The organism is Halohasta sp. A2 (assembly GCF_056175805.1).
On the sequence record NZ_JAQFWV010000154.1, the window covers coordinates 1 to 1500 of the forward strand.

Annotated in this window: 1 protein-coding gene; it reads right to left on the reverse strand. The window is 55.1% G+C overall.

Annotated elements, in window-relative coordinates; all coding sequences use genetic code 11:
• Window positions 1-56: 56 nt before the first annotated feature.
• On the reverse strand, window positions 57-1340 hold the full coding sequence (locus O2S87_RS18530; protein WP_475410197.1) for an RNA-guided endonuclease InsQ/TnpB family protein: 1284 nt from the start codon (window positions 1338-1340) through the stop codon (window positions 57-59).
• Between the last annotated feature and the right edge of the window lie 160 nt (window positions 1341-1500).

Genomic DNA, 1500 nt, shown 5'->3' on the forward strand with positions numbered 1-1500 from the left:
GTGATGACATCCTCCTCGCCGTAAACGGCGAGGTTTCCTCGCGCTGGGGGTATCGCTTACCAGCCCACGAAGGCAACTTGCGGGTTCGTATGCTCCTCGTTGGGACGGAGAGAGCGTGGTGACTCCGACCAGTGATGGTCGTCCCACTTGAGGCATACAGGCCGTGCCATCGACCGTGTTACCGTTGTATGTCTTCTTAAGAACGATTCACTCGCTACCAGATCGGCGTGGCCTTCAAACCCACACGAGCATGTTAAGGTATCTTGATGCCGAACTGTGTCTGTGGTCGACCCACAGTTTGGACAGGTTTGACTCGTCCAGGCTTCGGATCGAACCTCAACGCTGATGCCGTATTCTTCAGCAGTACAGGCTAATCGTTTTACGAACGCGCGGAACGCCCAGAAGTTGTGGGTCTTCGCGTTTGTTTTGACCGACCAGTGTGTTTCTAACACGTCGGTCAAATCGCCCACGTACACTGTCGAAACGCCTTCATCGTACAATCGCTCGATCAAGTCGCGTGCGAGAGCGTCTTGGGCGTGATTGCGTCGTTTTGTCCGGCGGTCGTATAGGCGTCGGATACGGTGACTACTGTATCGACCGTCTTCCAAGAGTGATTGCAGACGGGCAATCTCTCGTGTGGTTTCACGGAATCGCTTGAACAGACCACGTCCTTCATACAGGAGTTGCTGGCCGGTCGTGGTTGTGCAGGCAACGAGGTTGTTCGCACCGATGTCCAGGGCGGCTTCTTCCGAGGCCAGTGGTTGTGCCAGCCGAGAATGGTCTTCGCTGATTGTGACTGGCTGAAAGGCCCTGAATTGGCTTGATTGTTCGTCATAGTACAACTCTAACCGGCCCTGTTTCTCGTATTCTTTCCAGTTAGGTTCGCCCCGAACTTCGAGGCGGAGACGCTCTCGGTGTCCTAGTCCGTATTCGTCTTTCAGATCTTTACCGACCAGAATTTCGAGTCGGGAGTATTCGCCCCACTCGACAGTGTACGACGTGTTGCGAATGTACGTCCGAAGGTCGCGTCCGTCGTCTTCGTTGCCCCAGTATCCGGGTTTACCGTTGGCTTCTCCCTTCTCTCTGAGGCTGAAAAACGACTTCCACGATTCACGATTCTTGCGCTCGATCTGTTGAACCGTCGACGCGCCGAGAACGCCACCGTAGCGGCCTCGGTATTCGCTGATCTCCCACACGTCGGCGTCGGGGTCAGCGTAGTTCTGTCGGCGTTCGTAGTTGATCTCGTTCCAGAGCGCGGCAGAAGCGTCCAACAGGCGACGTAGCAGCTCCTCGTCCTCATCGGACTGTGGAACGACCACGAACTTGTTGGCACGCTTCATTACCAGATTATGTACTGGAACGTAGATAAGTACTACCCCCTGAAGGCGAACGGAAAGTCAAAGGGGATACCCTGGATTAAGCGTTGAGCGTGGTTTGTGCAGTGTTTTGTCGGATTCACGCCCGGCGTGAACGCCGGGACTCTCTCCTTGTATTAGGTAG